Genomic DNA, 21,222 nt, shown 5'->3' with positions numbered 1-21,222 from the left:
TGTGACGCGCCGGAAATCCCCGCAGGCGCCCCCGTTGTGATCGACGTCCTCTTGTCTTGCGTCCGACCGGGACGCCGGTCACGATGCCGACGTTGCCGCGCTCCCTGCCCACCTCGCCGCGATCAGCTGATCACGTGCAACGCTGCCCGTGTTCAGGAATAGCCCGCGTCCGGTGGCGGGTTTGCCGAGCATGACCACCGGACGATTCGACCCGCACACGCTGCTCGCCGATGCCCGCCTCGGGGTCCTCGCGACGATCAAGTCGGACGGCCGCCCCCAGCTCTCCCCCGTCACGCCGTTCTACGACCGGGACGCCGGCGTGCTCTACGTGTCGATGACCGACGGGCGCGCCAAGACCGCGAACCTGCGCCGGGACCCACGGGCGGCGCTGGAGGTCACCAGCCCGGACGGCTGGGCGTGGGCCACCGCCGAGGGCACGGTCACCCTCACCGGTCCGGGCACCGACCCGGACGGCGCCGAGGTCCAGGCGCTGGTGGACTACTACCGCAACGCCGCGGGCGAGCACCCGAACTGGGATGAGTACCGGTCGGTCATGGTCTCCGACCGCAGGGTGCTGATGGCGATGACGGTCGAGAAGGTGTACGGCGCGAAGCTCCGCTGACCCCCGCCTGGCTCTCCATCCAGACGATCGTGCGGACGAGTCCCTCCTCGATCGGCAGCCTCCGGACGCCGGGGAACAACCGCTGCACCCGGGCTGCCGACGACTCGCAGTGGCGGACCTCCCCGGCGCGGGCCGCGCGGTGCTCGACGGCGAGGCGCCGGCCGAGCAGATCGGACAGCACCGTGATGAGCTCGTTGATCGTGGTGGGGGCGCCCACCGCCAGGTTCACCGCTCCGTCCGAGGAGCGCTGCAGCGCACTGCGCGCGAGGACCTCCACGGCGGACTCGACGAAGGTGAGCTCCCGCCTCTGCTCGCCGTCGCCGTGGACGACCAGCGGGTCCCCCCGCAGCGCGGCGGCGACGAGCGCCGGTACGACGGCAGGCCGCGCTCGATCCGGGTACTGCCACGGGCCGTAGGTCGTGGAGAAGCGGAACGCCGTGCACCGCAACCCGTACCAGGAGCGGTAGGCGAACGCGTACGACTCCGCCGCCAGCTTCCCGGCCGCGAACGGAGTGGCGGGGAGGCAGAGCAGGTCCTCGGACCTGGGCCGGGTGGGGTTGTACCCGTACACCGAGCTGGAGGACGCGAGAACCACCTGGGCGTCGACGTCCCTGGCGACGTCGAGGACCGCGAGCGTGCCCGTCACGTTGACGTCGTGGCAGTGCCACACGGCACCGTCCGCGTCGGGCACCGCGGCCGCGAGATGGACGATCGACGACGCCCCGTCGCACGCCCGGCGCAACGCGTCCCGGTGGAGGATCGACGCCACCCGGACGTCGACGGGCACCCCGTGGAGGTGCTCGAGCCGCCCGGAGCTGAGATCGTCGACCACGACGACCTCCACGTCGGCCTGCCTGGCCAGCAGGCGGCAGAGGTTCGCTCCGACGAAGCCCGCCCCACCGGTCACCACGATCTTCATCGTCTGGCCTCCAGAAGCCCCCGGCCGCGGCGTGGTCGGCAGAAGCCACCGGACGCCGGTGCCGTGTCGGGGATGCCGGCGTGTCGGCGCAGACGCGCTCGACAATCAGCCGTTCAGGCTTCGGCCACCCGAGCAGCGGATGGGAAATTCACTTTCCGCAACCGCACTCCGGCATCAGGACACCACAATCTCAGGAACGGAGCGAAAACCGTTCGCGCGACATCGTTCGGCGACTCTCCGAAATCACCGTCATACGGTCGTCGCCGAGGTCGAGCGTGCCCCGGCAGAACACGATCATCGACCGCAGTTCCGCGGTCCCGAAGGGGCGCCCGGCGTGCCATGTGAGGGTGGCTGCGTTCACCCGCAGCATCCCGGGCGCCAAGATCTGCACATGATCGCCATGGTCGACGACCTGCAGCTCGACGTCGGCGTTGTCGTCGCGGATCGCGCAGAGCACATGGTCGACCAGGCCGCCGGCGGCGCGCAGGACGAGGTCGACCAGATCGGGCGCCATGACGAGCCCTGGACGTGCGGCAGGTACCGGCACAGGAATCGCCCCCACTTCCAGAGATCACTGATCTGGCAATTCACCGGGGGCTGGGGTGCCGAGCCCATTTTCGGCCCGGAACCGTGACGATAGGCGGAAGAATCGGCACGTGCAACGTCGTCCACCCGCCAGGAAATGACCCGGCGCGAGTTCAGACGGATCCGGTCTCCGGGACGCGCCGGGGAAGCTCGCCGTCGAGGAGGAGACCGAGCAGCCGGTCGACGACGTGCTCGGTCGACCGGCGGCACAGCACGCGGTAGAGAAGCGTGCCGGCGTAGATGTCCTGGAGGAGCCCGGCGTCGATGTCGGCGGGCAGTTCACCGCGCTCGGTGGCGCCCTCGATCATCTTCTCGAAGGCCTCCCGGCCGGCCTGGAACAGGTCCACCGGACCGGCGGTGCCCGCGGAGTCCTGCAGGAGATCACCGGCGAGCGCGAGGAGCGTGGTGGCCAGCGGGGCCCGCAGGTCCAGGCGCATCGCCTCCATGGCGGCGCGGGCATCGGCGCGGATGTCGCCGGTGGGCTGCGGCTGCACCGCCGCACCGGCATCGACGGCCTCGAGGACGAGCGCACTCTTCGACGGCCACCACCGGTAGACGGTGGTCTTCCCCACGCCGGCCCTGGCCGCCACGCCCTCCACCGTCAGCCGGAAGTAGCCGACCTCCTCGAGGAGCTCACGTGTGGCGGCGAGGATCGCGTGGTGCGACTCCTGGCTCCGTCGGCGACCAGCACGCCCTTCCCGCTCGCTGCCGGTCGTGATCGTGCCCTCCTCGCGGCGCACCGGATCTGCTTTCGCGGACTATAACCGACCCTCCCTCGATCGAGGGTCGAGCCACCGGGGTGCGCCCGCCGCTCGAGCGCAGGTCCGCCGCGACCCGGACCGGCGCGTGGCGCGCCCGCGGTCGTGGTGGGTCCGCCGACACGCGCCGCGTGGCCTCCCTGCCACCATGATCATTCCGAGACCTGCGTCTTCGCCCCCCGCTGGGCCGAAACGCGGATCTCACCGCGATCACCCCGTCCATCACGCCGGGCGAGCACGGTTCCCTAATCGATACGTTTCGTATCGTTCAGTGGGTTCACCGGACACGTGGCGCTCTCCGTCGGTGAGCGGGAAGGCGGCCGGCAGGGTCCTGCTGCCCCACTTCATCCCCCGATCGGGGGTGCACGGACGGACCTAACCAGGAGTGACACAGGGTCATCCCCCATCCGGACCGCATCGCCCTCATCACTACGTGTAGTCATCGCTCACGCGTCGAGCGCTACGCCGTTCGGCCCGGTGCAGCCGCCGAATGGCGTACAGATCGGCCGATTTTCCCGTTGAACGGTGGCATTTCGACGATGAGCGGTCACCTCAGCTATTCAGGTGAGGCGCGAGGAACGACCTGCCAACCCCTAGCCGGGGCCCGACGAACGCGGGTAGGAAGACGATCCCGCCCCCATGAACATCCACCCCTGCGAAAGGCCCTGACTCCGTGGAACTGCGTCCCCGGCCGTCCGGACATCGACATGCGTCGCCGAACACGGTCTCGGTCGCCGAGCTGGTTGTCCGCTGCTTCGACCCGGCGCACCCGCCTCGGCCGATCGTGGACTACGGGCCCAGCACGATGATCTCGGTCGCAGCCCTGTTACGGAGAGAGGGGCGCGGGCCCCATGCTGCCGACCGGCCGCTCACCCCCCGCGGGCACTCCCGCCCCGCAGTCGTGTCTCCCGGACCGCCACGACGCAGCGCCCGGAAGGCGGCCGCCGCCGCGGGTGCCCTGTTCGCCGCGGGCGCGGTCTTCAGCGGCACGGTGGTGGACACCGTCCGGACCCCCCGCGGAGCGGTCGACTTCGCCTCGGACCCCGGCCCGCGCACCGGCAGCGGCACTCTGGACCGGACGCGGAGCCCCCAACCGGGCCGCTCGGGCCAGCAGATCACCCTCACCGCGGTGGCGCAGCTCTTCACCCCGGCCACGACGGCCGCGATCGAGTACGGGCCGCCGGCATCCGGGACGCAGATCGGCCGGGACGCGTTCGGCGCACCGAACGACAGGGGAGCCGGCCTCGTCGCGGTACCGGAACTCGACAAGACGCCGCTCGACCGGTCGCCACTGCCCGCCGGGGCCACCGCCGCCGTACCAGGCCTTCTGGACATCGCCACCTCGCCGGCCGCGGAGCCACCGGCCGGGCCGTCCGTCCTGACCGTCGCCACGCCCGAGTTCCAGGTGCCCGCCATCGAGGTGCCCCGGCGCGTTCTGAACCTTCCGGGCGGCGGCACCGTCCGGACGCCGGGGGTCGCCGTGTCCGAGGGACGGGTGACCCCGCCGCGTCTCAACGTCGCCCGCAACCGGGACGGCGGACTCGACGTCGCGGTCTCCGACGGCGCGGTGGTCGCGCCGAAGGTCGAGGCCTCCGGCCTGGCGGACCTGACCGGCGGTGCGGTGCGGCTCTCCCCCACCCGGGTCAGGCTCCCCGACGTGCGGATCTCCGGGGGTGGCGTCGTCGGGACCACCGCCGCCGCACCCGACATGCGGCTCAGCGAGATCCGGTCGGTCCTGCCGGACGTCGACGTAGCCGAGCGGACACCGGAGACGGACGCGACGGCGCAGCGCCGCGCGAGTGAGCGGAACGAGAACAAGAAGAGCGCACGCGACGCCGCCCGGTCGGTCGGATCCGCCGTGGGCCGACTGCTCGGCCGACACTGACGGCCACGGCGCTCGGCGGGAGACGCCGAGCCGGCGGTGCCTCAGCTGCTCGTGATCTCCGGCCGGGGTCCCGGCACCGGCTGGCGCATCTGCCCGCGGCGATGACCGGTGAGGCGCGCCAGCGTGCGCAGGGTGCGCCGGGGAGTCTCGAGCGTCCGGACCACCGCGTTGTAGAGCAGCCCCGGCGTGCAGACCGTGCGCCCACGAGCGAGATCGGCGATGCAGGCATCCACCACGGCGTCGGGCTCCAGCCACATCATCGACGTGCCGGTCGGCTCCAGCTCACGGTGCTTGCCCGTGCGCAGCCGCCCCGGCACGAGCGCGATCATGCGGACGCCGGTGCCGGCCAGCGACGCCTCGACCGTGTCGGTGAAGGCGATCATCCAGGCCTTGGTGGCGGAGTGGGCCGAGCCCGAGGCCGAGAGGTAGCCGGCGAAGCTGGCGACGTTGATCACCGAGCCCCGGCCGCGCTCGATCATTCCCGGGAGCGCGGCATGGGTCAGGATCATCACCGCGGTGACGTTGACGTCGATCTCCGTCTGCAGGGGTTCCGGATCAGCCATCCGGAAGTCGACGCCGCACTCGTAGCTCGCGTTGTTGACCAGGAGATCGACGGGGCGGGCGCGGTCGGCGATCCTGCGTTCCACGGCGGCCCGCTCGGCGGCGTCCGCGAGGTCGGCCGCGAGCACCTCGACCTTGATGCCGAGACGCGCTGCCTCTCCCGCCACCCGCTGCAGCCCGACGTTGTCACGCGCGACGAGGACGAGATCGAAGCCGTCGCGGGCGAGCCGCTGGGCGAAAGCGGCGCCGAGTCCACGACTCGCACCGGTGACGAGCGCTGTCGGCATGGCCGCACCATACGACAGGGCGATCACCGCCGATCACTCACATGGGCACTTCCGGGGCGCCCTACGGCGCGTCCTCTGGCGCCGAGCCCGACCGTGCTGACATGCGCAGCGGCCGCCCGAGGTCGCACGGATGGCCCTGACCGGGCGTCACGCTGGGCCATCGCGTGCGGGGGCCCCTCACGCGCCGATCCGGCGCACCGGCACCGCGCTCTACTCCGTCCGGCCTGCTCAGCACGGACGCTCGGCGCACTCGCACTGCAACCTTGACGGTGAACGGTCGAACAGGAGCGACAAGCGGGCATCTCCGCTGTTCAGGTGAGACGCGACGAGCGGACGAACGACACCTAGCAGGGACGTGACGAACGCGGGTAGGAAAGCGAACCCCACCCCAGAACGAATGAAAGCCCCAGCTCGACCGACCTGGAGAGGCCCGCTACGTGGAACCGCCCGCCCGTCCGACAGGACACCATCTCGGATCCTCGAACATGGTCTCCGTCGACGAACTGATCATCCGTTGCGGCGAGTGGCACGGACCTCCCCCTGGGGTGGACTACGGGGCGCCCGGCGCGATCTCGGTGGGGAGCCTCCTGCGCCGCGAAGGGCGGGCCCCGCACGCGGTGGACCGTCCGCTGCGGCCGCGCGGCCACGCCCGGCCGCCGGAGGAACCGCCCCTGCCGCCGCGGCGCAACGTCCGCAAGGCGACCGCCGCCGCCGGTGCCCTCTTCGCCGCAGGCGCGATGTTCGCGACCGCCGTGGTGGAGAACGTGGTCCGCAGTCCGGGCGAGGGAATGCAACTGGGCATCGGAGGCGACGCCCCCGGCCTCGACGGCCCAGCGGGGGGCGGCGCTCAGGCGAACCGGGGCGACGCGCCGCGCAACCTCGCGTTCTCCGTGACGGAGCTGTTCCGGTCGCCCACCGGCCCGGCCCTCGCGTCCCCCGCTGCCGGCTCCGGGGTCTTCGGCAGCCGGGGCACCGGCGGCGCGACCGCCGCCGACCCGTTCGAGGTGAGCCTGGCCCCACCGGCGGCGGGTTTACCGGCCCTGGCCGCGGGGCTCGACGCCGCCGGGCCCGGCTCGACCGCCCCCGGCACCGGTCCGGGGACGCCGGTCGAACCCGCCGGGGCGGGTGCCCTCCCGGGTATCGGCATCGGGCCCGTCACCCTGCCGGTCGGCGGCGGCACCGAGGGCGCACCGGGCGGAGGGCCCGGCGTGGTGGTGCCCGGCCCCGGCCTCGGTACGCCCGGTGTCGGGATACCCGGGATCGACGTCCCGGGTGCCCCCGTGCCGGGCGTGCCGGGCGACGCGGTCCGCACGCCGGGGGTCGGGGTGTCACCGGCGCAGGTCAGGAGCCCGGACCTCGTGATCGCCGGCGGGAACGGGGAGGCCGGGATCGCGGTCTCCGGCACCGCGCTGGCCACCCCCGACGTCACGGTCTCCGAGGTGCAGGCGGGGCCGCTGCGGCTCGCCCCTGCCGAGGTCGCACTGCCCGACGTCACCCTCTCGGAGGGGGGTGCCACGCTCTCCCGCGGGGGCGCGCGCGTCGCCGTGCCCGAGGTCGCGGTGTCGGAGACGACGCTGGTCACGCCCGACGTGCAGCTCGGCAGGGCCACGGTCGCCCTGCCGGACGCGAGGCTGCCCGAGCTGACCGTCCCCCGGGTGACGGTCGACACGAGCGATCCCGCCGGGACGGTCGAGGACGCCGCGGCGGCCGTCGTGAGCACGGTCGACCAGGTCGGGACTGGGGTCGTGGGCGAGGCGGCCGATGTCGTCGAGGAGACCGTGGACAGTGTGGCCGGGACGCTCGGCTCACTGACCGGTGCCGGGCACTCGCAGGACGCAGAGGAGTCCGGACGCTCCGCCGCCGACTCCGACTCCAGGGACTCCGGCTCCCGTGACTTCGACTCCAGGGACTCCGGCTCCCGCGACTCCGGCCTCGACCTCGGCTCGGGACTCGGCCTCCTCAGAGACGACGACTCCGACGACTCCGACGACTCCGGGGACACCGACTCCGACGGAGACGCCGACGACCGGGACTCCGACTCCGACCGGGGCGACTCCGACTCGCAGGGCTCCCGCTCCGACGACCGCTCCGGCGGCTCCGGGTCGCGTGATTCCGGGTCGCGTGATTCCGATGGCTCGGACTCCCGCGGCTCCGTCGGTTCTGTGCTGGGCGAGGTACTGGGCCGGGGCTGAGACGGCCTCTGCGCTACGTCCGCCCCGGAGGGTCCCGGTAGAGCAACTCCAGCGCCGCGGAGGTCACGCGCCGCCTCAGCCCTCCGAACGCCCCGTGCTCGCCGAGCGCGGCCCTGGCCGCCAGCCAGCCGCAGACGCCGTGCACCCCGCCGCCGGGGTGGGCCGACGCACTGCCCAGGTAGAGACCACCGATCACCGTCTCGGACCGGCCCAGTCCCGGCACCGGACGGAACACCAGCTGTTGGAACAGCTGCGCGGTGCCGCCGTTGACCGCCCCGGCCACGAGGTTCGGGTCGGCGGCCTGCAGGTCGCGCGGCCCCTGCACGGTCCGGCCGAGCACGCGGTCGCCGAACCCCGGCGCGAACTCCTCCAGCACCGCATCCACCCGGCCGGCGAGGTCGTCGTCCGAGCCGTCGTCGGTGACGCCCCGCGGGAGGTGGGTGTAGGCCCACGCGCTCTCGGTGCCCGCCGGCGAGCGGGACGGGTCGGCGGTCGTCATCTGCCCCAGCAGCAGGAACGGCGAACGTGGGAGCGTGCCCGTCTCGATGTCGGCCGACCATCGGGCCAGGCCGCGGCCGTCCGCTCCGACGTGGACGGTCCCGGCTCCGGCGACGCCGGGCGACCGCCACGGGATCGGCCCGGCGAGCGCCCAGTTGACCTTCACGACCGGGGTGTCCCAGACGAACCGCTCGAGGTCGGTGTGCAGCCGCCGCGGCAGCACCTCGGGGGCCAGCAGGTCGCGGTACAGGGCGGGGGCGGCCACGTCGGCGATCACCGCCCGGCGCACGCGCACGGTCAGGCCGGTCGCGGTGTGCACGGCCGCCACTCGCCCGCCCCGCACCTCGATGCGCTCGACGTGCTCGCCGGTGCGCACGTCGGCACCGGCCGCCGCGGCCCGGCGGCCGAGCGCCGCGGCCAGCTCACCCGAACCGCCGACGGGTACCGGGAACCCGTACTGCTGACCCAGCATCGCGAGCAGCCAGCCGAACACGCCGCTCACCGTGGCGTCCGGCGGTGTGTCGCCGTGTACGGCGTTGCCCGCGAGCAGCAGCCGGGCCGCCTCGGACGCGAAGAGCTCCTCCCCCATGCGCCCGGCAGGCAACGCCAGGAACCGGGCCAGCCGCAGCGCCTCCGCCGTACCGATCCGGCGCAGCAGCTGCACCGGGCCGCGCACGGGCGGGAAGGCGGTGAACAGGGTCCGCAGGACCGGCTCACCGACCGCGTCCCACTGGCTGCACAGGCGCAGCCACGCCTCCCCGTCTCCGGGGTGGTGCTCGGCCAGACCCGCCGCCGTCCGCGCCCGGTCCCGGTGCAGAACCGCGGCGGGCGCACCGTCGGGGCGCGGCGGGTGGGCCAGCACGGTCGGGGCGTGGGCCCACCGCAGCCCGTGCCGCTCCAGCTCCAGCGCCCGCAGCACCGGCGACGCCGCCGAGAGCGGGTAGAACGCGCTGAAGAGGTCGGCGGTGAAGCCCGGGTGTAGCTCGGCGGAGCGGATGGCCCCGCCGACCACGTCGGCGGACTCCAGCACGCACACGTCCCAGCCGGCATCGGCCAGCACGGCTGCGGCGACCAGCCCGTGATGGCCGCCGCCGATCACGACGGCGTCGGCGACGAGGGTGGGCATGCACCCCACTATCGGTCGCCGCGCTCCCGGCGGCACCTCAGGAGCCGGCGTGCCCCCTCAGGCGACGAGCGCCGACGCGTCCCGGCCGAGGTAGGCGAGGAAGCGCGTCTGCTCGTCCGCATCGGGCGCCGGGGTGAGCTCGGGACCGATCCCGCCGGGCAGCCGCATGTCGAACTGCCGCGACCAGGCGAAGCACCCGGGCACCAGGTCGGGGTCCAGCCGGACCTCGAGCCCGGCGGGGTGGCCGATGTCCCAGGTGTGGGCCAGGAAGTCGGTGGTCAGCGCCACCAGGAAGCCCTCGAGGGGCAGCTCGCCGAACGCCCGCGTCGAGACGACGCGGGCGAGCGCGGCCGGTGTCAGCACGGCGTCGGCGGCGGCCCGAGCCGCACGCCAGGTGCCGAGCGGGTCGGCGCCGATCAGCTGCCCCGGGTTCGGCGCACCGGGCGCCCCGACCCGGGACGCGAACTGCTGCCCGGTGGCCTGGTGCCGGACGAGCTCCTGACCCCAGACGACGTGGCCGAGCACGTCACGGGCACTCCAGTCGACGCAGGCCGACGGATCGTCCCAGCGCTCGGGCGCCAGCGCGGCCACGATCCGGTCGAAGCCGTCCTGGGCGCGCGTGTAGCGGTCCATGATGTTCACCGTTGCTCCTCGGGGTGGGGGGAACCGACAGCTCCGAGGACGAACGGGAGAGACCGGAATCGACACGGGTGGCGTGTCGATTTCCCGGGACGCCGATCGTCCTCGGGTTGGGGCTACCGTCCGGTGGACCGCGACGCTCACGGGAGGTTGCGATGCGCTACATGTTGTTGATCTACGGCTGTGAACGCCCCGACTGGGGCACCGAGGCCCATGCCGACAAGATCGCGGCCGTTCGCGCCTTCACGCGCCGGTGCGCGGAGGACGGCGTGCTGCTGGCGGCCGACCCTCTGCACACCACGGAGAGCGCGACGACCGTGCGGGTGCGCGACGGCGAGACGTTGCTGACCGACGGCCCCTTCGCCGAGACGGCCGAGCACCTGGGCGGGTACTTCATCCTCGACTGCGCCGATCTCGACGAGGCCCTCCGCTACGCCGCCCGCTGCCCGATGGCGGCGGAGGGCTCGGTCGAGGTGCGGCCCATCCTGGAGCTGCAGCCCATGGCCCCGCAGGTGTCCGGGTAGGTGTCAGAGGCCGAGGCCGTTCTCGACCGGGTCTTCCGCACCGAACGGGCGCGCGTGCTCGCCGCGCTGATCCGGGGACTCGGCGACTTCGAGCTCGCCGAGGACGCGCTGTCCGACGCCGCGCTCACCGCCCTCCGCCGGTGGCCCGTTGACGGCGCGCCGCGCGATCCCGTGGCGTGGCTGGTGACCGTGGCGCGCCGGGCCGCGCTGGACCGCGTCCGCCGCGCCGACGTGGGCGCCGTCAAGTACGAGCAGGTCGCGCGGGCGGCCGGGGACGAGGTGAGCGCCGTGGACGAGCTGCCGGACGGCCTCGCTCGCGTGGGCGACGATCGGCTGAGCCTGCTGTTCACCTGCTGCCACCCGGCGCTGGGACCGGAGGCGCGGGTGGCGCTCACCCTGCAGGCCGTCGCCGGCCTGACCGCGGCCCAGATCGCGCGGGCGTTCCTCGTCGGCGAGGCGACGATGGCCCAGCGCCTGGTGCGGGCCAAGCGCAAGATCCGCGACGCCGGCATCCGCTTCGCCGTGCCGGACGATGCGGCGCTCCCCGACCGGCTGGCCGCCGCGCTCGCCGTCATCTACCTCGTCTTCACCGAGGGCTACCTCGCCTCCACGGGCGACGACCTGCTCCGGCCGGGGCTCGCGGCCGAGGCGATCCGGCTGGGCAAGATGCTGGCCGCACTGATGCCCGACGAACCGGAGGCACTCGGGCTCGTGGCGCTGATGCTGCTGCAGGACTCGCGGCGGGAGTCGCGGACCGGCCCGGACGGCCAGCTCGTGCTGCTCGACGACCAGGACCGCAGCCGGTGGGACCGCGCCGAGATCGACGAGGGTCTCGCGCTGGTCGAGACGGCACTGCGCCGTGGCCGCCCCGGGCCGTACCAGCTGCAGGCGGCCATCGCCGCGGTGCACGCCGCGTCCTCGAGGGCGGCCGAGACCGACTGGCCCCAGATCGTCGCGCTCTACGACGAGCTGAGCGCACGGCACCCGTCGCCGGTGGTGGCGCTCAACCGGGCGGTGGCCGTCGCCATGGTCGAGGGCCCGCAGCGCGGCCTGGAGCTGCTCGACGGGATCCGGGGCCTGGAACGCTACCGGCTCTTCCACGCGGCGCGCGGTGACCTGCTGCGACGCCAGGACCGGGTCGCCGAGGCCGTCGTCGCCTACCGGCGGGCGCGGCAACTGGCCGGCAACCAGGCCGAACGCCGCTTCCTGGACGACGCCTGCGCACGCTTGGGGGAAAGATCACCCCGCGAGCTCGCGGACGACGCCGGCCCGCCGGCGTAGGACGGGAAGGTCCAGGTACGTGGATTCGCCCAGCGTGAGGGTGAAGGTCTCGCCCGGCGAGCCGTAGTAGGAGAAACAAGAGGCGTCGTTACCGGCAATCGCGATCCGGATCCGGTGACCGGAACGGAGCAATGCGGACACCGGCAGAAGCTCGACGACCAGGTCGAGGTTCTCTCCAGGTTTGACCGGGAGACGGTCGGCGCGGGCGAAGCTGCGGGGCACGCCGAGCCCCGTGGGCTCGGCCGGCCCGGCCGTCGCACGCTGGAGGAACCGCAGGCAGCCCTCGGTCAGGTAGGTCACTGAACCATCAGGACCGACGTCCTCCAGGTAGACGTAGACCACGCCGTCGATCCCACTCGTCGCCAGGTGGAGCCTCACCACTGGGAAGCCGAGAAGGTGGAAGTCGGCCGAGAGCGGTGCGGAGGTGAAAGTCAGCAGCGTCTCGTCGGCGCCCCGTCGATCCGGGTAGGCCGCACCCTGGCCGATCTCGCCCGCAAGCCATCGATTGGTGGGACCGGTCGACGAGCCGGGATCGATGGCGTACCGCACGGTCGACTCGGACCCCGCATCGTCCGCCAGTTCACCGGCCGTACCTGGATACAGCCGGCGTACGTCAAGATTCTCGGGCGGCCAGGCGTCTACGGTTCGCCACTGATCCGTGCCGAGCGTGCTGTACGTCAGCGTGCCGCTTCCCACCGGCGGCGCCGAGTCCGCTCTGAGGTATCGCGCGAAGAACTCCACCAGGCGGCGATCCTGGCCCTCGGGGCTGGTGAGATCACTTTCGTCCAGCGGATCGACGGGCAGCAGAGTGTCGGCGTACGTGCGACCGCCGTGTCCCCAAGGCCCGATCTCGACCGTCTGATGGTTGGGCAGGGTGGCGAACCGTGTCAGAGCACCGGTGACGAAGGCGCCGTCGACCCAGCCGACCCGCACCAACAGGGGGACGCCGGTCGAGGCGATCGCCTCGTAAGCGGCAGCCGGTGTGGTGATCGCCCAGTCGAGCCCTTCCACCCGGTCGTCATGGAACGGCACCTGGTCCATCAGCTCGTGCACGTCGGTGTTCGACTGATGCTCCGCGACCGCCTCGGCCAACAGAGTCCGGCCGTCCGGACCGTCGACCGGTTTGACCGGCGTCGGAAGTTCGATCGACTCCGCGGGCAGCCCCTGCATCTCGCCCAGTCGCTCGCGAGCCCCGATCACGCCGTCCTTGAGCTGGCTCTCGCACATCCACCGTGCGAACCGGCCCGCAGTGGCGGCCCCGCCCGGATAGAAGAGTTGGCGGTACGGGTCGTTCGGGCTGAACAATGCTGCGACAGCAACCAGGTGCGGGTTGCGGAGCCGTGCGACCAGCTCGGCGGCCTGGCCTTCGTAGGACGTGCCGTAGACACCGACCCGGCCGTTCGACCACGGCCGAGCCGCCACCCAGTCGATCAGCTCTCCGAAGTCGGCGATCTCGCGTTCACCGAGCTCGCTGGTCCGTACCCCGAACGACGCGCCTGTGCCGCGGACGTCGGCCACGACAAACGCGAACCCAGCGGCGTTCCACAGCTCGCCCTCCGCCCAGTTGGCATCGAACTCGGGACCGACGCGAGTGGGCTCCTCCGCGCGGTGGTAGCGGGTGGTCCGGACAACTGCACCGACTGCCTCGCCGGCGGCGACCCGCTCGACCGGTAGCCAGACGTCGACAGCAAGTCGTACGCCATCGCCGACCGGGACGTACAAAGACTGCAGCCGACGGTTCGGGTCGAGGACCATGGCCGCAATCCTGGCACCGCGTGCCGCCGAATCGGTAACGCTTATCCGACGGCATGCCGTGCCGAGCGGTTACCGGAAACGACGACCGCCACCGAACCCGAGAACGGGGTCCGTCACGCAGATGACGTCGTCAGGCGGGCCACCAACAAAACTGAACTCCCACCAGAAATACAATCCTGTTCGACCGGTCCGTGTCGGTTTCGGCGCCTCTGCCGGCAATCATGTCGTCGTCGCCACTGGCGAATCCTTCTCGAGGGACACCAGCACCTTCACCTGCTGCGGATCCGATGCCGCCGCGAAGGCCTCCGCTGCCTGCTCGACGGGGAAGATCGCGGTGACGAGCTCACCTGCCGTCACGGCACCGGACGCCAGCAGCTCGATGGCCCGCTCGACGTCCTCCCGCACGTACATCAGGCTCCCGAGCACGCTGATCTCCCGGTCCTGAACGACGTGCAGGGGCACCACGGTGGGGCCTGCCGCCACACCGACCACCACGACCGTGCCCCCCTTCGCCACCAGTTCCACCGCCTGGGCCATGGAGCTCTCCCTGGCCACGCAGTCGAAGACGACATCCGCTCCCTCCAGCACGACGGCGGCGCGTTCGACGAGGTCGGGGGCGTTCGCGAGGAGCACCTCGTCGGCGCCGAGCCGTCGGGCCCGGTCCAGCTTCTCCCCCATGACGTCGGTGACCAGCACGACCTCGGCTCCGGCGTGCCGGGCGGCGACGAGCACCAGCAGCCCGATCGGCCCGGCACCGAGCACGGCCACCCGGCTGCCCGGTCCCACGCCCGCGAGCCGCACGGCGTGCACCGGCGTCGCGAGTGGCTCGACCAGCGCGGCGAGCTCGTCGGACATGCCCTCCGGCACCCGGTGCAGCCGGTCGCGCGGCACCGTGAACGCGTCCGCCATGCCGCCCGCGGTCTGGCATCCGACCACCGCCAGCTTCTCGCAGATGTTGTAGCGGCCCTCGCGGCACCGGCGGCACTTCCCGCACACGAGGCTCGGCTCGAGCACGACACGGTCGCCCGCGGCCAGGTCGGACACGCCGGCACCGACCTCCTCGACCTCGCCGACCACCTCGTGCCCCGGGCGGTAGGGGCGCTCGATGAAGGGATGGTGACCGGCGGCGGCGTGCGTGTCGCTGCCACAGATCCCGACCAGGGCCGAGGCCACCCGTACCTCACCCGGACCCGGTGGGCCCGGTCGCGGCACCTCCTCCAGCCGGATGTCCTCTGCCGAGTGCACGACGATCTGGCGCATGGTGCCCATCGCTCCTCCAGTGGCTCAGAAGGCGGTGTACCCGCCATCCACCACGAGCACCGATCCGGTCATGAAGGACGCGGCGTCACTCGCCAGGAACACCACGCTGGGTGCGATCTCCTCCGGCTCGGCACAGCGCTGCTGGGGAGCGTCCTCGATCCAGTACCGCCGCAGCTCCGGCCGGTCGACCGGGGACATCTCGGTCTTGACGTAGCCGGGCGCCACCGCGTTGACGCGGATGCCGTACGGGGCCCACTCCGCCGCGAGCGACTTCGTGAGCTGGTGGACCGCCGCCTTGGAGGCGTTGTACGCGGGCTGCCACTGCGGGCGGTTGACGACCAGCCCGGACATCGACCCGACGTTGACGATCGCGCCGCCACCATGGTCCGCCATGTGTCGTCCCGCCGCGCGGCTGCATTTCCACAGCGCCCGGACGTTCAAATCGAAAACCGCGTCCCATTCATCGTCGGAGACGTCCCACGACGCATTGTGGAAGCACGCGCCCGCGTTGTTGACCAGGATGTCGAGGCCGCCCAGCGTCTCGACGGTGGTCCGCACCGCGCGCTCGACGTCGGCGGCCACCGTGATGTCCCCGGTGATCGCAAGGACTTCGACGTCCTCGTCCGCTAGGTCCGCCACCGCGGTCGCGTTGCGCTCCTCGTCGCGGGCGACGAAGGCCACCCGGGCGCCCGCCTGAGCGAGGGCGTGCGTGAACGCCTTACCCAGCCCGCGGTTGCCGCCTGTGACCAGTGCCGTTCTCCCGGTGAGGCGAAAGCTGTCCAGTACATGCACGGGGCGGAGCCTGCCATGCACGGAGGGGAACCAGGCGGTCCTGTCTGCGGAGTCGGCTCGCGGACAGGACCGCTCGGTCGGATATCAGTGGTACTGCTACTGCGCGGCGGCGCGCTCCCCGGTGGCGTCGAGACCGAGCATGGCCAGCATCTCGGCGCAGTCGACGGCGTCGACGGACCGGCCGGCGACCACCCGCGCGGCGCGGCGGTTGGCAAGGTCGTGCACTACGGCCTGGGCGGCCTGGGCGGCGGCGAAGCGGCCGTTCTCGTCGGCGTGGGAAGGGTTTCCGGTCCAGCTCATGTGTCCGTGACTCCCTCAGTCGTCACGCCGGCGTGGCCCGGAACGAGAACGGGTGCGGCCGGCGGGACCGTGCGTCAGGCGGCGATCTGCAACGGGGCGCGCACGTGCGGCACACGCCCGACCTGACGTACCGACCTTACCCTGAGCGGCCCACACTGGCCGGATCCCCGCGTGTCGCGGGCGCCAGGTCGTCGGTTTCGAGCGCCCGGACGTCCGTCTCGGCCACCGTCACCACGACGGCCCGACCTGGCTCGAGCCCGTCCCCGCCCGGACCGAGGCAGGCCAACGTGCCTGCCGGCGTGTCGACGTCCACCCGGGTGCCCCCGCCGAGCGGCACGATCCGGCGCACCGTGCCACGGACGGCGAGACCGCTGACGAGGTACCGGTCCGTCGACACCCGGCACGTCTCCGGCCGGGCGGCCAGCAGCCCCGGCCGGCCGGTGACCGCGGGCGGGAGCACGTTGCTGTAGCCGACGAGCCGGGCGCACGCGGCGTCGGCAGGGTGGTCGAGCACGTGGGCGGTGGGCCCGAGCTGACGGATCCGGCCCGCCACGAGCAGCGCGGTCTCGGCGGCCAGCGCCCGTGCCTCGTGCCGGTCGTGCGTGACGAGCACGGTGGCGGTGTCGAGGCCGTCGAGCACGGCCCGCAGGTCGGCGAGCAGGTCGGTGCGGGTGGTGGCGTCCAGCCCGGCGAAGGGCTCGTCGAGCAGCAGCACCCGCGGTGAGACGGCCAGCGCGCGGGCCAGCGCCACGCGCTGGGCCTCTCCGCCCGACAGCGTGCGGGCGTCACGGTCGCCCAGGTGACCGACGCCGAGCGCGTCGAGCCACGGCGCGGACCGCCGGGCGGACTCGGCCCGGCCGACGCCGCGCAGCCGCAGCCCGGCCGCGGCGTTGGCACGCACCGTGCCGCGGCGCAGGATCGGGCGCTGCAGCACCGCCGCCACGGCACGGCGCAGCTCCCGGGGGTCTGCGGGATGTCCGTCGAGCAGCACGTCGCCGGTGACGCCGTAGCGGCCCAGCCGAGCGAGCGCCCGCAACAACGTCGACTTCCCGGCGCCGTTCGGTCCCAGCACGGCGAGCGCCGCCCCGGGGGCGACGTCGAGCCGGTCGACGTGCAGCAGTTCGCGACCGCGAACCGTCACCCGCAGGTCCTGGCACCCGATCCGGGACGTCATCGGGCGGGGACCGAGCGGTGCTGTCCCGCCAGCGTGAGCACCAGGTTCACCGCGAACGCGATCACCAGCAGGATCAGCCCGAACGCGATGGCCAGCGCGAACTCGCCGCGGCTGGTGGCGAGCACCGCCGCGGTGGTCAGGACCCGGGTCTGCCCGGCCAGGTTGCCACCCACCATCTGCGCCGCCCCGACCTCGCTGACCACCGCGCCGAACGCGGCCATCGCGGCCGCCAGCAGCGGCAGGCGCGCCTCGGCGAGCAGCGCCGCCAACGCCCGGAGCCGACCCGCGCCGAGCCCCTGCATCTGCACCATGAAGTCGGGGTCCACCTGCTGCACCGCCGTCGCCACGAGGGCCACGACGATCGGCGTGGCGATCGCCGCCTGCGCGATGATCATGGCCGTGGGCGTGTAGAGCAACCCGAACGCCCCGAGCGGCCCGCTGCGCCACAGCAGCACCGTGACGAACAGCCCGACGACGACGGGCGGCATCCCCATCCCCGTGTTGGCCGCGGCCAGCACCACCCTCCGGCCCCGGAACGCCGTGAGCGCCACCGCGGCGCCGACGGGCACCCCGACGAGGGCGGCGATCAGCGTGGCGGTCAGTGAGATCCGCAGGGTCAGGGCGGTGATCGCCCAGGTGGCGGGGTCCCCTCCCAGCAGCAGCCGGACGGCCTGTACGAACCCGTCGACCAGTACGTCCATCAGGGCACCGGTTCGGGCTTGCCCGCGTCGGGCACGAACAGCTGCTGACCGTACTGCGCACGGCCGAACTCCCCGATGCGCTGCTGCGCAGCAGGACCGGTGATCCAGTCGGCGAACGCGGCCGCGGCCTCGGGCTGGACCCGGTCGCCGGCCTTCGTGGTCATCTCGATCACGTGGTAGACGTTCAACAACCCAGGGTCGCCCTCGCTGAGCAGCGTCAACCCGTCGGGCTGGCTGAGGTACGTGGCCCGGTCCGACAGCGTGTAACCGGACTTCTCCGCGGCCACCCGCAACGTCGCGCCCATGCCCTGGCCGGTCTCCTGGTACCAGGCGCCTCCCGGGGTCACCCCGGCCTGCGTCCAGAGCGCCTTCTCCCGCGCGGCCGTGCCGGAGTCGTCACCGCGCGAGACGAACACGGCGCCCGCCTCCGCGATCCGCTTCATGGCGTCGGCGGCGGTCGCGCCCTTGATGCCAGCCGGATCGGCCGCCGGGCCGAGCAGCACGAAGTCGTTGTGCATGACGAGCAGCCGCCGCCCGGCCGATCCCTCGGCGACGAACTGCTGCTCGGCAGCAGGCGAGTGCACCAGCAGCACGTCGGCCTCGCCGCGGCGACCCAGCTCGATCGCCTGGCCGCTGCCGACCGCGACCGTCTTCACCTGCCACCCGGTGTCGGCCGTGAACGCCGGGAGAAGATCGTCGAGGAGGCCGGAGTCCTGGGTGCTGGTGGTGGTGGCCAGGATCAGCGATCGTTCCGCCGAGGGCGCCGCCGCAGGACCACCGCACGCCGCCAGCAGGAGCAACGCGAGTACGGCCAGAACTGATCGCAACTGGGATAGCACAGTCCGGAAGAATAGGGTGAATCCTCGTGACCCGATACCGCGAGATCTGTAGCGAGCTGGCCGGGCGGATCCGCGCCGGGGAGCTCCCCGCGGGTAGCGAGCTGCCGGGGATACGCGAGCTGGCGTCTCGGTTCAGCACCACGGCGTCCACCGTGAGCCGGGCGCAGCGCGCACTGGCCGACGCCGGGGTGATCGTCACCTCCGACCGCAGGCGGGCCCGGGTCGCGCCCGACGGCCTGGTGGCCGCCCGCCGGTTCCTCCACGCCGAGCTGGTCTTCCGGCTGGCCGGCAGCGACGACCCCGCACTCGACGCCGTCACCCGCAGTCTCGGGCGGGCGGTCCAGCCCGTCGGGGCCGAGGGCAGCTTCGGGGGCCTGCGCGCCGTTCGCCAGGGCCGGGCCGACGGCGCCGCGGTGCACCTGCTGCACCACTCCGGCGTCTACAACGCCCCGTACGCACGCGGGCTGCTACGCGGGTGGCGGCCGCACCTGATCCACCTCTGGCGCCGGGAACAGGGTCTCCTCGTCCCGCCCGGCAACCCGCACGGGCTGCGGACGGCCGCCGACCTCGCGGGCCTGCGGGTGGCCAAGCGCCGGCACGGCTCGGGCACCCGTGTGCTGTTCGACCGGCTGCTGCTCTCCGCCGACCTGAATCCCGACGCCGTGGCGGGCCCGGAAACCGGGTCGCACCTCGAGACGGCGCTCTTCGTCGCGTCCGGCGTGGTGGACGCCGGGCTCGGCGTCCGTTCGGTGGCCCGCGACCTGGACCTGGATTTCGTACCGCTCGTGGCGGAGGACTACGACGTCGTCCTCGGCGGGGCCGCGCTGGACGCGGCCGCGCCGCTCCTGGCGGCTCTCCACGACACGGCCGTCCGCACGATGATCACCGAGCTGGGCGGGTACGACGCCACCGACTCGGGGACGGTGCACGAGCTCGGTCCCTGACCACCGCCGCCCCTGATCAACACCGGCCCTGATCACCGCCGCCGGACGGCCACCCAGCGGGGCAGCCGGGTGGCGAGCGCGGTGTAGAGCGCGGGATCGGTGCCCATCCCGGTGTGGCTGCTGCTCACCTCCACCCACTCGGCCTCCGGGTCCTGACACGAGCGCCAGCCCACCACGCCGTCCTCCCGCGAGTAGATGGCCACTGCCGGCACCTGCAGCGGTGCGGCGAGTCCGCCTGCGGTGGCGTCGCGGCAGCTGCCGGTGAGGCAGTCCTGGTCGAGCAGGCCACGCACCCCGAACGCGGACAGCCGCAGCAGCACCCGCAGGATCTGCCTCGCCAGGCCGCGCGCGTCGAGGGGGTCGAGCACCGGGCTGCCGAACATCGCGAGCCCGGACACGATGTCCGGGCGCCGCACCGCCACGAGCCTGCCGAGCATCCCGCCGCGGCTGTGCCCGACCAGCACCACCGGTCCGCCGGTTCTCCCGGCGAGCTCCTCTGCGCGGCGCTCCAGCCGGGCCACCAGCACGTCCGTGCAGCCAAGGTTCATCCCTAGGCGCGCCCGGACGGGTACGTAACCGCGGCGCCGGAACCAGTGGCGCATCACCGCCATGCTCGCGTCCACGCCGCCGAACCCCGGGATGACGAGCACCCCGGTGCCATTGCCGTCCGCGGTGCGGGTGGTCCACACCGGGTGGCGCAGCAGCGCGGGCGTGGAGAGGCCCATGGCCGGACCCAGCGACCGACCGAGCAGACGGGCCGTGCGGCCGAGCCGCTGCCACGGCCGGGCCGGAAACGTCTCGACGGTCATCGCACTCACCCTTCCGCCGTCCCCTGATCCGACTGCCCACACGTGAGTCCGGCCGTTCCGGGGGTACTCCCGGGCATGCTCCCAGATTCGCCTCATGGCCGCCCTCTGACCGCGATCGAGCGGATGCGGCTCGATGAGCTCGCCCGCCGGCTCAGCGACGACGACCCACGGTTGGCCCAAGCCTTGAGGGACGGCCCGACCGGCCCCGACACCTCGGGCGAACAGCCACGTCGGCCGGAGATGCGGCAGGTCGTGATGGGGGCCGCCGCCCTCGTCGTGCTGGCCGTCCTCGTCGCCGGGATGGTCGGTCTGGCGGCCGTGGCGTTGACCCTGATCGTCGTGCTCGGGGTGAGGGCTGTGCGGCGCCGCACCCGCCGGCCCCGATGAACAGCCGGTCACAAATGCACAAAAAAGTGGGCCCCCGCCAGACGGCGGGGGCCCACAAACAGTTTGATGTCGGCGGCGACCTACTCTCCCACACCCTAACGAGTGCAGTACCATCGGCGCTGGAGGGCTTAGCTTCCGGGTTCGGGATGGGACCGGGCGTTTCCCCTCCGCCAAAACCACCGACAACACTATCAAATTATCGCCCCCCACCAGGGGGACACAGTGGATGCGAGAATCACGCACCCCGACCACACATGTGTTTGTGTGTTCAGGGTCGCACAGTGGATGCAAACAACTCGTCATGAACAAGCCCTCGGCCTATTAGTACCAGTCAACTCCACCCCTCACAGGGCTTCCATCTCTGGCCTATCAACCCAGTGGTCT

General features: G+C 72.8%; 21 protein-coding genes and 2 rRNA genes. 7 read left to right on the top strand and 16 right to left on the bottom strand.

What is annotated here, in order from left to right:
* Positions 1–190: 190 nt before the first annotated feature.
* Positions 191–622, top strand: a complete 432-nt coding sequence (locus tag HF577_RS14005; RefSeq protein ID WP_169396270.1) for a PPOX class F420-dependent oxidoreductase — start codon at positions 191–193, stop codon at positions 620–622.
* On the opposite strand, the gene HF577_RS14000 is transcribed toward HF577_RS14005, so the two are convergent.
* The 3 genes from HF577_RS14000 to HF577_RS13990 all read right to left on the bottom strand — a co-directional run bounded on the left by HF577_RS14000 (position 552) and on the right by HF577_RS13990 (position 2,866).
* A complete protein-coding gene (locus HF577_RS14000) occupies positions 552–1,541 on the bottom strand; it encodes an NAD-dependent epimerase/dehydratase family protein (RefSeq protein ID WP_169396269.1) in 990 nt (329 codons plus the stop codon). The genes HF577_RS14005 and HF577_RS14000 overlap by 71 nt on opposite strands.
* Before the next feature lie 190 nt (positions 1,542–1,731).
* Positions 1,732–2,055 carry an MmoB/DmpM family protein gene (locus tag HF577_RS13995; protein ID WP_169396268.1) on the bottom strand — a complete coding sequence of 108 codons (324 nt, stop codon included), beginning with the start codon at positions 2,053–2,055 and terminating at the stop codon, positions 1,732–1,734.
* Positions 2,056–2,239: 184 nt separating this feature from the next.
* The gene (locus HF577_RS13990) at positions 2,240–2,866 is read right to left on the bottom strand and encodes a TetR/AcrR family transcriptional regulator (protein WP_169396267.1); all 627 of its coding nucleotides are present in this window, start codon (positions 2,864–2,866) and stop codon (positions 2,240–2,242) included.
* Positions 2,867–3,785: 919 nt separating this feature from the next.
* Here HF577_RS13990 and HF577_RS13985 point away from each other — a divergent pair.
* A complete protein-coding gene (locus HF577_RS13985) occupies positions 3,786–4,769 on the top strand; it encodes a hypothetical protein (RefSeq protein WP_169396266.1) in 984 nt (327 codons plus the stop codon).
* Positions 4,770–4,810: 41 nt separating this feature from the next.
* Here HF577_RS13985 and HF577_RS13980 read toward each other — a convergent pair whose 3' ends face one another.
* A complete protein-coding gene (locus HF577_RS13980) occupies positions 4,811–5,617 on the bottom strand; it encodes an SDR family NAD(P)-dependent oxidoreductase (RefSeq protein ID WP_169396265.1) in 807 nt (268 codons plus the stop codon).
* Positions 5,618–6,102: 485 nt separating this feature from the next.
* Between HF577_RS13980 and HF577_RS13975 the strand changes: the two genes are divergently transcribed.
* Positions 6,103–7,809, top strand: coding sequence for a hypothetical protein (locus HF577_RS13975; protein ID WP_169396252.1), 1,707 nt, complete (start codon positions 6,103–6,105; stop codon positions 7,807–7,809).
* Between the two features lie 13 nt (positions 7,810–7,822).
* Here HF577_RS13975 and HF577_RS13970 read toward each other — a convergent pair whose 3' ends face one another.
* Complete coding sequence (locus tag HF577_RS13970) at positions 7,823–9,433, bottom strand: phytoene desaturase family protein (protein ID WP_169396264.1); 1,611 nt, start codon at positions 9,431–9,433, stop codon at positions 7,823–7,825.
* Between the two features lie 57 nt (positions 9,434–9,490).
* Positions 9,491–10,066, bottom strand: a complete 576-nt coding sequence (locus tag HF577_RS13965) for a maleylpyruvate isomerase family mycothiol-dependent enzyme (RefSeq protein WP_211174257.1) — start codon at positions 10,064–10,066, stop codon at positions 9,491–9,493.
* A gap of 161 nt (positions 10,067–10,227) precedes the next feature.
* Between HF577_RS13965 and HF577_RS13960 the strand changes: the two genes are divergently transcribed.
* The gene (locus HF577_RS13960; protein WP_169396262.1) at positions 10,228–10,596 is read left to right on the top strand and encodes a YciI family protein; all 369 of its coding nucleotides are present in this window, start codon (positions 10,228–10,230) and stop codon (positions 10,594–10,596) included.
* Entirely contained in the window at positions 10,597–11,877 is a 1,281-nt protein-coding gene (locus tag HF577_RS13955) for an RNA polymerase sigma factor (RefSeq protein WP_169396261.1), read from the top strand.
* On the opposite strand, the gene HF577_RS13950 is transcribed toward HF577_RS13955, so the two are convergent.
* From HF577_RS13950 to HF577_RS13920, 7 genes are all read right to left on the bottom strand, one after another.
* Positions 11,836–13,632: a CocE/NonD family hydrolase gene (locus HF577_RS13950; RefSeq protein ID WP_169396260.1), complete on the bottom strand. Its 1,797-nt coding sequence runs from the start codon at positions 13,630–13,632 to the stop codon at positions 11,836–11,838. The two genes, HF577_RS13955 and HF577_RS13950, sit on opposite strands and share 42 nt — an antisense overlap.
* A gap of 219 nt (positions 13,633–13,851) precedes the next feature.
* A complete protein-coding gene (locus HF577_RS13945) occupies positions 13,852–14,901 on the bottom strand; it encodes a zinc-dependent alcohol dehydrogenase (RefSeq protein ID WP_169396259.1) in 1,050 nt (349 codons plus the stop codon).
* A gap of 15 nt (positions 14,902–14,916) precedes the next feature.
* On the bottom strand, positions 14,917–15,684 hold the full coding sequence (locus HF577_RS13940) for an SDR family NAD(P)-dependent oxidoreductase (RefSeq protein ID WP_169396258.1): 768 nt from the start codon (positions 15,682–15,684) through the stop codon (positions 14,917–14,919).
* Between the two features lie 96 nt (positions 15,685–15,780).
* A complete protein-coding gene (locus HF577_RS13935) occupies positions 15,781–15,984 on the bottom strand; it encodes a hypothetical protein (protein ID WP_169396251.1) in 204 nt (67 codons plus the stop codon).
* A gap of 136 nt (positions 15,985–16,120) precedes the next feature.
* The gene (locus HF577_RS13930) at positions 16,121–17,125 is read right to left on the bottom strand and encodes an ABC transporter ATP-binding protein (RefSeq protein ID WP_169396257.1); all 1,005 of its coding nucleotides are present in this window, start codon (positions 17,123–17,125) and stop codon (positions 16,121–16,123) included.
* A 29-nt stretch (positions 17,126–17,154) separates the two neighbouring features.
* Entirely contained in the window at positions 17,155–17,859 is a 705-nt protein-coding gene (locus HF577_RS13925; RefSeq protein WP_169396256.1) for an ABC transporter permease, read from the bottom strand.
* The gene (locus HF577_RS13920; RefSeq protein ID WP_169396255.1) at positions 17,859–18,686 is read right to left on the bottom strand and encodes a substrate-binding domain-containing protein; all 828 of its coding nucleotides are present in this window, start codon (positions 18,684–18,686) and stop codon (positions 17,859–17,861) included. The genes HF577_RS13925 and HF577_RS13920 overlap by 1 nt, the downstream gene beginning before the upstream one ends.
* Before the next feature lie 38 nt (positions 18,687–18,724).
* On the opposite strand from HF577_RS13920, the gene HF577_RS13915 reads away from it, so the two are divergent.
* Entirely contained in the window at positions 18,725–19,642 is a 918-nt protein-coding gene (locus tag HF577_RS13915) for a substrate-binding domain-containing protein (protein ID WP_169396254.1), read from the top strand.
* A 32-nt stretch (positions 19,643–19,674) separates the two neighbouring features.
* Here HF577_RS13915 and HF577_RS13910 read toward each other — a convergent pair whose 3' ends face one another.
* Complete coding sequence (locus HF577_RS13910; RefSeq protein WP_246266342.1) at positions 19,675–20,451, bottom strand: alpha/beta fold hydrolase; 777 nt, start codon at positions 20,449–20,451, stop codon at positions 19,675–19,677.
* Between the two features lie 75 nt (positions 20,452–20,526).
* Between HF577_RS13910 and HF577_RS13905 the strand changes: the two genes are divergently transcribed.
* Positions 20,527–20,838: a DUF3040 domain-containing protein gene (locus HF577_RS13905; protein ID WP_281359754.1), complete on the top strand. Its 312-nt coding sequence runs from the start codon at positions 20,527–20,529 to the stop codon at positions 20,836–20,838.
* Between the two features lie 67 nt (positions 20,839–20,905).
* On the opposite strand, the gene rrf is transcribed toward HF577_RS13905, so the two are convergent.
* Positions 20,906–21,022 (bottom strand): 5S ribosomal RNA (gene rrf / locus HF577_RS13900).
* A gap of 117 nt (positions 21,023–21,139) precedes the next feature.
* A 23S ribosomal RNA gene (locus HF577_RS13895) occupies positions 21,140–21,222 on the bottom strand; the annotation flags it as partial.

Origin of the sequence: Pseudonocardia xinjiangensis, from assembly GCF_012911925.1 — a bacterium.
GTDB classification, from domain to species: Bacteria; Actinomycetota; Actinomycetes; order Mycobacteriales; family Pseudonocardiaceae; genus Pseudonocardia; species Pseudonocardia xinjiangensis.
The sequence above is the reverse complement of the archived record's forward strand: the minus strand, read 5'-3'. Positions and strand labels throughout refer to the sequence as shown.

What these genes read in the sequence shown, in the direction of transcription:
- HF577_RS14005 (WP_169396270.1), top strand. Translation starts at nt 191, where the DNA reads ATGACCACCGGACGATTCGACCCGCACACGCTGCTCGCCGATGCCCGC.
- HF577_RS14000 (WP_169396269.1), bottom strand. Translation starts at nt 1,541, where the DNA reads ATGAAGATCGTGGTGACCGGTGGGGCGGGCTTCGTCGGAGCGAACCTC.
- HF577_RS13995 (WP_169396268.1), bottom strand. Translation starts at nt 2,055, where the DNA reads ATGGCGCCCGATCTGGTCGACCTCGTCCTGCGCGCCGCCGGCGGCCTG.
- HF577_RS13980 (WP_169396265.1), bottom strand. Translation starts at nt 5,617, where the DNA reads ATGCCGACAGCGCTCGTCACCGGTGCGAGTCGTGGACTCGGCGCCGCT.
- HF577_RS13975 (WP_169396252.1), top strand. Translation starts at nt 6,103, where the DNA reads ATGGTCTCCGTCGACGAACTGATCATCCGTTGCGGCGAGTGGCACGGA.
- HF577_RS13970 (WP_169396264.1), bottom strand. Translation starts at nt 9,433, where the DNA reads ATGCCCACCCTCGTCGCCGACGCCGTCGTGATCGGCGGCGGCCATCAC.
- HF577_RS13965 (WP_211174257.1), bottom strand. Translation starts at nt 10,066, where the DNA reads ATGGACCGCTACACGCGCGCCCAGGACGGCTTCGACCGGATCGTGGCC.
- HF577_RS13960 (WP_169396262.1), top strand. Translation starts at nt 10,228, where the DNA reads ATGCGCTACATGTTGTTGATCTACGGCTGTGAACGCCCCGACTGGGGC.
- HF577_RS13950 (WP_169396260.1), bottom strand. Translation starts at nt 13,632, where the DNA reads ATGGTCCTCGACCCGAACCGTCGGCTGCAGTCTTTGTACGTCCCGGTC.
- HF577_RS13945 (WP_169396259.1), bottom strand. Translation starts at nt 14,901, where the DNA reads ATGGGCACCATGCGCCAGATCGTCGTGCACTCGGCAGAGGACATCCGG.
- HF577_RS13935 (WP_169396251.1), bottom strand. Translation starts at nt 15,984, where the DNA reads ATGAGCTGGACCGGAAACCCTTCCCACGCCGACGAGAACGGCCGCTTC.
- HF577_RS13925 (WP_169396256.1), bottom strand. Translation starts at nt 17,859, where the DNA reads ATGGACGTACTGGTCGACGGGTTCGTACAGGCCGTCCGGCTGCTGCTG.
- HF577_RS13910 (WP_246266342.1), bottom strand. Translation starts at nt 20,451, where the DNA reads ATGACCGTCGAGACGTTTCCGGCCCGGCCGTGGCAGCGGCTCGGCCGC.
- HF577_RS13905 (WP_281359754.1), top strand. Translation starts at nt 20,527, where the DNA reads ATGCTCCCAGATTCGCCTCATGGCCGCCCTCTGACCGCGATCGAGCGG.